We start from the raw sequence: 7316 nt of genomic DNA, 5'->3' as shown, positions 1-7316 counted from the left end.
CTCTCTTGCGAAAAACCAAAAAAAAACAAACCCGATTGATGCAACAATTCGTTAAATTCTGCCAACTGATTTTACCGACTTTTTGCTCTGCCAAAACTCTCTTTACCTGCATACAACGTTTGAACTCAGCGGTGGCGCCACCAGAACTTGCCGCGTCAGCGCCGCCAACGTTCACGCCATCCGCTGAAGTGATTTGTTATGTGCTTGTTATTATTAATTAAACTCCCATCCCCAAGTAAACAACCCAGAAAAATTCTACGACAAAAAGACCAAATAGGGTGGAAGGTAATTTCCCAATTTTCTTTTTCTTTTGGAAATGGTTAATGATGCTTCCAAAAAAATAAACAATCCCGCCTAAAATCCCGACTAGGACTCCAATCATGCCCATTTGAGCGAATAATTCTCCTGGGCGAAATAATATTAAATTGTTGTCTTTCATAATTTGGTGCCAGAAAAATGATGTGATTATTATTTCTACTGCACCGATACAGCCTAAAGAAAGCATGATTTCAGTGATGGGTATTGTTGTTTGCTTGCTCATGTCCCTCATTTTTCGTTTTTATGCCCACATGATTCACATGCCCAAAACTTTTTAGAACTATCCAATTTTGATCGTTCACCACAATTGGGACAGCGAATGTCACGATTTAGATAAGCTTTTACAAGAAGAAAGCTGGCTACAAAGATGCCAAGTATGAATAGAATATGCTTTAGGTTCATTGGTATTTTGTGCACATAACAAGTTATTATACAGTTTCCGGATAACTACGTTTCCATCAAAAAGCTTGACAACTAGTTGGATTCAATTATACAGCTTTCTAACTGGATAACATTACATTTTTCATATTATCAAGAAAACCGGATAACTTTACATGTTTGAGATTCCCAAGGAAATACAGGTTAAGTTTGATTCCTTTTTGACCCGCCACAATATCCAACATAGGTTTCATCCCGAGTATCAAAAATGGCTGCGATACTATCTTGATTTCTGCCGTAAATACAAACATGACAGTACAGACAAATTAAATTTTTCTTTTTTTGTTAAGAAGCTGCAGGAAAAGAAACAGTCTGAGTTGCAACAGCAACAAGCTCAGCATGCCATTACGATATATTATGAGATCGAAATCGAAAAAACAACAAATAAAGCTCCATTGAATGACAGGAATTTATCTGCATCCTCGCCGAATTCTGAATTCAAAACAAAAAACGCTGATTGGACTTCAGTCTTCACCCAGATTCGTAATGAAATAAAATTACGACACTATTCCCCCAAGACTTTGACTTCATATACCGGATGGGCTAGAAAATTTCAAAGCTATACGAAAAGCAAAGATCCCAGTCTGTTGTCAATCTCAGATGTAAAAGAATTTCTGACCTTTCTTGCTGTTGAGAGGAAAGTTTCGTCATCGTCTCAAAACCAGGCCTTCAATGCCCTGTTGTTTTTGTTCCGGCATGTATTGAAAAAAGAATTCGGTGAGGTAAAAGACATACCGCGGGCGAAAAGGCGTCCTTATATTCCTGTGGTTTTATCAAGGCAAGAGATAGATAAAATTATTGCCCTGCTTGACTCACCCTTTGATCTTATAGTTAAATTGCTTTACGGTTGCGGCCTTCGTCTCTCTGAGGGCTTGAACTTGAGAGTGCAAAACTTCAACTTTGATCAGCTTGTCTTAACAATTCATGACGGCAAGGGGAAAAAAGACAGGACCGTTCCACTTCCAGAAGTTCTCGTACAGGAACTCAAGGAGCAACTCGATGATGTTATAACACTTCATGAATCTGATCTGACTGGAGGTTATTCTGGTGCATTCCTTTTTGACTCCATAGATAAAAAGTATAAGAATGCTGCCAAGGAGTTTCCTTGGCAGTGGTTTTTCCCGGCTCGGATTCTTACTTATGTGCCGATAACCAGGCAACACCGGCGTTACCATCTACACGAAACCCATGTGCAGAAAGCCATTCGAAGCGCTGTTCAGAAAGCGAAAATCGGTAAACGCGCCTCTGCTCATACTTTCCGGCACAGTTTTGCTAGTCATTTGTTACAGGCAAATTATGATATACGTACAATTCAGGAATTACTTGGTCATAGTGATGTTCGAACCACTATGATCTATACCCATACAGTAAAAAGCATGACGGTCAAGGAGGCGAGAAGCCCTCTTGATTTCTAATTTGAGAATCTTGGACTACCCTCGTTTCCTTTATTTTGTATCATAAGGTATCAATGTTAAGAATCGCTGTAGTTAAAAAGTGTTGCTGTGCGGTGGGTTTAAAACGATTATAACAACCCGGCTTTTTTCAGATGGACCTGGAGGATGGAGATTGCCGCCGGGGTGATTCCCGAGATGCGCGACGCCTGGCCCAGGGAAAGCGGCCGGATTCTGGTGAGTTTTTCAACCACTTCGTTGGACAGACCGTCAAGACCTTTAAACACCATATCATCGGGAAGCAGGACTTTTTCAAAACGTTTGAAACGGTCAACCTGCTCCTGCTGCCTTCTGATATAGCCCTCATATTTGACTTCCAGCTGCACTTCGAGCTTTACTTCCGGCGGAATCCCGAGATCTTCACCGACAATTGCCACCAGATCATCAATGGTAAGCTCCGGGCGTCGCAGGAGATCAAACAGGGCAATGGATTGGGTGAGGGGGGAGCTTTGTCTCTCTGCCAATTGCTCATTCACCGAAGGTGACGGTTTCAGCATGGTCCCGGCAAGGCGCGCCAGGGCAGTATCTATATTTCTTTTTTTCACCAGAAAGGCATTATAGGTGTGGTCATCCACCAGGCCAAGGGTGCGGCCGATCTCGCGCAGGCGGCTGTCGGCGTTGTCTTCGCGCAGCAGCAGGCGGTATTCGGCGCGCGAGGTGAAAAGCCGGTAGGGTTCCTTGGTGCCCTTGGTCACCAGATCGTCAATCAGCACGCCGGTATAGGCCTGCGACCGGTCAAGGATCAGCGGCGTATCATCGCGGACGTATTGCACCGCATTGATCCCGGCGATCAATCCTTGCGCCGCCGCCTCTTCATACCCCGAAGTGCCGTTGATCTGCCCGGCGAGAAAAAGCCCCTGTACCCGCTTGGTCTGGAGAGAGGGCAGGAGTTCCCTGGGGTCGACGTAATCGTATTCAATTGCGTAACCAGGGCGGATGACCTTGACCTGCTCAAGCCCCTTGATGCTCTTGAGCATGGCCAGTTGCACATCCCCTGGCAGGCTGGTGGGGACGCCGTTTGGATACACTTCAATGGTGTCCAGTCCTTCCGGTTCAAGAAAAATCTGGTGGCGGTCCTTGTCCGGAAAGCGCATGACTTTATCTTCGATGGAGGGGCAATAGCGCGCGCCCACCCCTTCGATAATTCCCGTATACATCGGCGAGCGATCAGTGCCGGCCCGGATGATTTCGTGGGTTTTTTCGTTTGTATAGGTTATGTGGCAGGGCCGTTGCGGCAGTGTGGGTTTGTTGCCGGTATTTGAAAAGGAAAAAAGATTGGGCGGATCATCGCTGTGCTGGGCTTCAAGCTCCGAGTAATCAATGGAATTGCCGGCGATCCGTGGAGTTGTGCCAGTTTTCATGCGGCCCATTTCAAAGCCCAGCTTTTTGAGGTTTTTCGGTAAGCGCAATGACGGCGCATCCCCCATTCTGCCGGCCGGGAAATTGTTCAAGCCGATGTGGATGAGGCCGTTTAAAAATGTGCCGGTAACAATAACCACCGAGCGGCTGTAAATGACCTCGCCAAGGGAGGTGACCACGCCGGTGATCCGGCCGTTGGTGATGACCAGATCATTAACCACGGTCTGGATGATATCGAGATTGGGCTGGTTTTCGATGACGCCCTTCATCCGCAGGCGGTAGAGAAGCCGGTCTGCCTGGGCCCGTGAAGACCAGACCGCCGGGCCTTTTCGGGTATTAAGCCTTCTGAACTGGATGGCGGTGGCATCGATGTTTTTCGCCATCTCGCCGCCCAGGGCATCAATTTCCTTGACCAGATGTCCTTTGGCCAGGCCGCCGATTGCCGGATTGCACGACATGGCGCCTATGCCGTCAACATTGATCGTCGTGATGGCGGTTTTGCATCCCATGCGGGCTGCAGCCAGGGCCGCTTCGCAACCGGCATGTCCGGCGCCCACCACCAGCACGTCGTATATATTTTCAGAAGTGGTCATTGCCTAAATTAGTACCTGGTGGTATCGCCATTGCTGCCGGCAGTAGATGATTTCTGCCAGCGGAAAACAGGCTTTCTGGCCATTTCCCAGAACGCAGGGGAAAGCAGGACCGCCACCGTATACAGTTCCAGGCGACCGGCAAGCATGCAGAAAGAAAGGACAATTTTCGCCATGGCCGGCAGGTGTCCGAAATTCTGGGTCGGACCCACGAGGTTCAGACCTGGTCCGATATTGTTGAGCGTTGCGATTACCGCAGTGGTGGCGGTGACGATATCAACCCCGAGGGCGGTGACAATCAGGCTCGCCATCAGGAAAAAAGCTACATACAGAGCAAAAAAGCCTAAGATAGAAACCATGACTTCCTGGGGTACTTTAACTTTGCCGATTTTTATGACACCCACGGCCCGGGGGTGGACAAGATTGCGAAGCTGCAGTTTGGCATATTTGAAAAACAGCAGGAAACGAACCACCTTGATACCGCCGCCGGTGGATCCGGCGCAGCCGCCGACAAACATCAGGGCGATCAGGAGAATTTTGCAGAACGGCGGCCATTGCTCAAAGTCGGCAGTGCCGAATCCGGTTGTCGTCAGAATGGAAAAAACCTGAAAAAACGAGGTGCGGACCGTTTCGGAGAAATTGTCGTAGACCTTGTAATAGAGATTGGCAATGATGATTGCGATAATTGCAAAGATGCTGATGCCGATATAAAAACGAAATTCCTCGTTGTTCCAGTATGCAGAGATTTTCCCCTTGATAAGTCCTTGGTAATGAAGGGAAAAATTGATCCCGGCAAGGCACATGAAGAGGATGATCACCCCCTCGATATAGGTTGATTGGAAATAGCCGATGCTGGTCGTGTGCGTTGAAAACCCACCGGTGGCCAGGGTTGCGAAGGCATGGCAGACGGCATCGAAAAAAGTCAAGCCGCCGAAAAGCAGCAGCAGGATTTGCACCAGCGTGAAAAGCAGGTAAACGCTCCAGAGAATCCGGGCGGTATCCTGGATTCTCGGGGCAAGGCGGTCTTTGGTGGGGCCGGGCATTTCGGCCTGGAACAACTGCATGCCGCCGACGCCGAGGAGCGGAAGAATGGCAAGGGACAGGACAATAATACCCATACCTCCCAGCCAGTGGGTGGTGGCGCGCCAGAAGAGCACGCTTTCGGGCAGCACTTCCACTGTGGCGAGAATGGTCGAGCCGGTGGTGGTGAATCCTGACATGGATTCGAAAAAGCAATCCACAAAGGAATTCATCTGCCCGGAAAAATAAAAGGGCAGGCTGCCGATCAGCGCAAGTCCCAGCCAGCTGAAGACCACCACCGCAAAGCCGTCGCGGTATCCAAGGTCGTTATCCGGGGGGAAAAGGGCGACCAGCACCCCGCCTGACAGGGCGCCGATTACCGAGGAAAGCAGGAAGACGCCAATCATCCCGTCACCGAAATAGAGGCTGAAGGGTAAGGGGGTCAGCAGGAAAAGGGAAAGGAGGATGAGGAGTTTCCCCAATATATTTAATACACCGCTCGAGCGCATGAATCACCAGGTCCGGGAGTGCGGATCAGTCGTTATTGAAAAAGGATTCCACAGAATGAATGGCGTCTTTGCTGGAGAATATAATAACCACGTCTTCAGGCTTCAGGATGGTTTCGCCGGATGGAATTTTCACCAGCCGGTTTGTGACAACGGCCCCGATAATGGCGCCGCTGGGGAACATCAGAGATTTCAAGGGAACCTCCCTGAACCGCTCCAGGTCCGGGACTTTAAGTTCAAGCACTTCTGCATCGGTTCCCAGGAGAGTGGCAACAGAAACGATGGAGCCGCCGCCACGGACAAATTTAAGAATCATGTCAGCCGCCGCAAGTCGGGGACTTAAGGCAACGTCAATGCCGAGCTTGCCGAGCAGCGGGATAAAGTCGGGCCGTCTGATTGTTGTGATGCATTTTTTGGCGCCATGATGTTTGGCAAGGAGGCTTGAAAGGATGTTTGTCGTGTCGCTGTCGGTAACCGCGATCACCAGATCGGCGCGATCAATGCCTTCCTCAAGGAGATCCTGGGCTTCAAGGCCGTTGCAGTTGAGGATGATCGCATGTTCGAGTTTTTCCGTAAGTGCCTGGCATTTAACCGGGTCCTTGTCCACCACCCGGACCTCGATTTTTCTCCCTTCCATGCGTTTGGCAACGGTTGTGCCGATGGTGCCGCCGCCAATAATGAAGACATTTTTCGGTGCGCGGCTGATGATATTGAAAATGGATTCCACCCCATGGATGTCAGCCTTGCGGACCACAATGTATATCTTGTCGCCGGGCGCAAGAATGTCTTTGCCCCGGGGGATGATGGTTTTTTCATCCCGGATGATAGCGGCGATGATAAAATTATATTTGCCCTGCTGTTGTTGGATTTCCTGGAGGGACAGGCCGATGCAGGGATTGTCGTCGTGCACCAGATATCCCAGGAGATCCACCTGGCCGCCGGCAAATTCCGCCACATCAAAGGCTGCGGGCAGCATGGACAACTGGATGATTTCGTCAGCCATGGCAAGATCGGGGCTGATCAACAGGTCGATGCCCAGGGCTTTTTCGGTCAACGGCGAGCCCTGAGAGTAAAAGTCTTCGTTGCGGACCCGGGCTATGCGGGTCTTGACATTATATTGCTTGGAAATAATACAGGCAACCAGGTTCACTTCATCGCTGTCGGTAACTGCGATGAACAGGTCGGTTTTGTCAATGCCCGCTTCTTCGAGCACCTTGGTGGAGGCGCCGCTGCCATGCACCGGCAGGATGTTCAGATCTCTTTCCATCCTGCGGAGCTTGGTCTCGTCGCGATCAACAAGAACTACCTCCTGGCCTTCAAAGGAAAGTTTTCTGCTTAAGTGGTGGCCGACACGTCCGGCCCCGACGATCATTATTCGCAAAAGGAAATCTCCAGGTACTTTAAACAGCGGTGGAATTCAATTTTAAAGGGCGCCATTATATATTGATGAAATCATAAAAAGCAGATTTCATCGAGTTATTGCATTGTAGCATGTTGATTTTATGAGGTGGACCTGTTGCTACAGCGACTTTTTACGAGCCCATCATATATTGCCGGTTGATTAATTGCAACGATAGATAGGGGGAGTCGGCGTTAACTTACTGATTGAAGGTGATTTATGCTCAGTGATGATT

Annotated in this window: 6 protein-coding genes; 2 read left to right on the top strand and 4 right to left on the bottom strand. The window is 49.1% G+C overall.

Annotated elements, in window-relative coordinates; translation table 11 throughout:
- Positions 1-221, top strand: a 221-nt coding sequence (locus tag KKE17_14400) for a hypothetical protein (GenBank protein MBU1711192.1), incomplete at its 5' end; no start/stop codon positions are given.
- Here the strand turns inward: KKE17_14400 and KKE17_14395 are convergent.
- Complete coding sequence (locus KKE17_14395) at positions 218-541, bottom strand: hypothetical protein (GenBank protein MBU1711191.1); 324 nt, start codon at positions 539-541, stop codon at positions 218-220. The genes KKE17_14400 and KKE17_14395 overlap by 4 nt on opposite strands.
- A 331-nt stretch (positions 542-872) precedes the next feature.
- Here KKE17_14395 and KKE17_14390 point away from each other — a divergent pair, with 331 nt between their 5' ends.
- Entirely contained in the window at positions 873-2171 is a 1299-nt protein-coding gene (locus tag KKE17_14390) for an integron integrase (GenBank protein ID MBU1711190.1), read from the top strand.
- A 107-nt stretch (positions 2172-2278) separates the two neighbouring features.
- Here the strand turns inward: KKE17_14390 and mnmG are convergent, their stop codons facing one another.
- Genes mnmG through trkA form a run of 3 tightly spaced genes read right to left on the bottom strand, consistent with a single transcriptional unit; the run spans position 2279 to position 7063 of the window.
- Entirely contained in the window at positions 2279-4159 is a 1881-nt protein-coding gene (gene mnmG / locus KKE17_14385) for a tRNA uridine-5-carboxymethylaminomethyl(34) synthesis enzyme MnmG (protein ID MBU1711189.1), read from the bottom strand.
- Positions 4160-4167: 8 nt separating this feature from the next.
- Positions 4168-5685 (bottom strand): TrkH family potassium uptake protein, encoded by a 1518-nt coding sequence (locus KKE17_14380; protein MBU1711188.1) that lies wholly within the window; start codon positions 5683-5685, stop codon positions 4168-4170.
- Positions 5686-5710: 25 nt separating this feature from the next.
- Positions 5711-7063, bottom strand: coding sequence for a Trk system potassium transporter TrkA (gene trkA, locus KKE17_14375; protein ID MBU1711187.1), 1353 nt, complete (start codon positions 7061-7063; stop codon positions 5711-5713).
- Positions 7064-7316 lie beyond the last annotated feature (253 nt).

The sequence above is a fragment of the Pseudomonadota bacterium genome (assembly GCA_018823135.1).
Taxonomy (GTDB): domain Bacteria; phylum Desulfobacterota; class Desulfobulbia; order Desulfobulbales; family CALZHT01; genus JAHJJF01.
The sequence above is the reverse complement of the archived record's forward strand: the minus strand, read 5'-3'. Positions and strand labels throughout refer to the sequence as shown.

What these genes read in the sequence shown, in the direction of transcription:
- KKE17_14395 (MBU1711191.1), bottom strand. Translation starts at nt 541, where the DNA reads ATGAGCAAGCAAACAACAATACCCATCACTGAAATCATGCTTTCTTTA.
- KKE17_14390 (MBU1711190.1), top strand. Translation starts at nt 873, where the DNA reads ATGTTTGAGATTCCCAAGGAAATACAGGTTAAGTTTGATTCCTTTTTG.
- mnmG (MBU1711189.1), bottom strand. Translation starts at nt 4,159, where the DNA reads ATGACCACTTCTGAAAATATATACGACGTGCTGGTGGTGGGCGCCGGA.
- KKE17_14380 (MBU1711188.1), bottom strand. Translation starts at nt 5,685, where the DNA reads ATGCGCTCGAGCGGTGTATTAAATATATTGGGGAAACTCCTCATCCTC.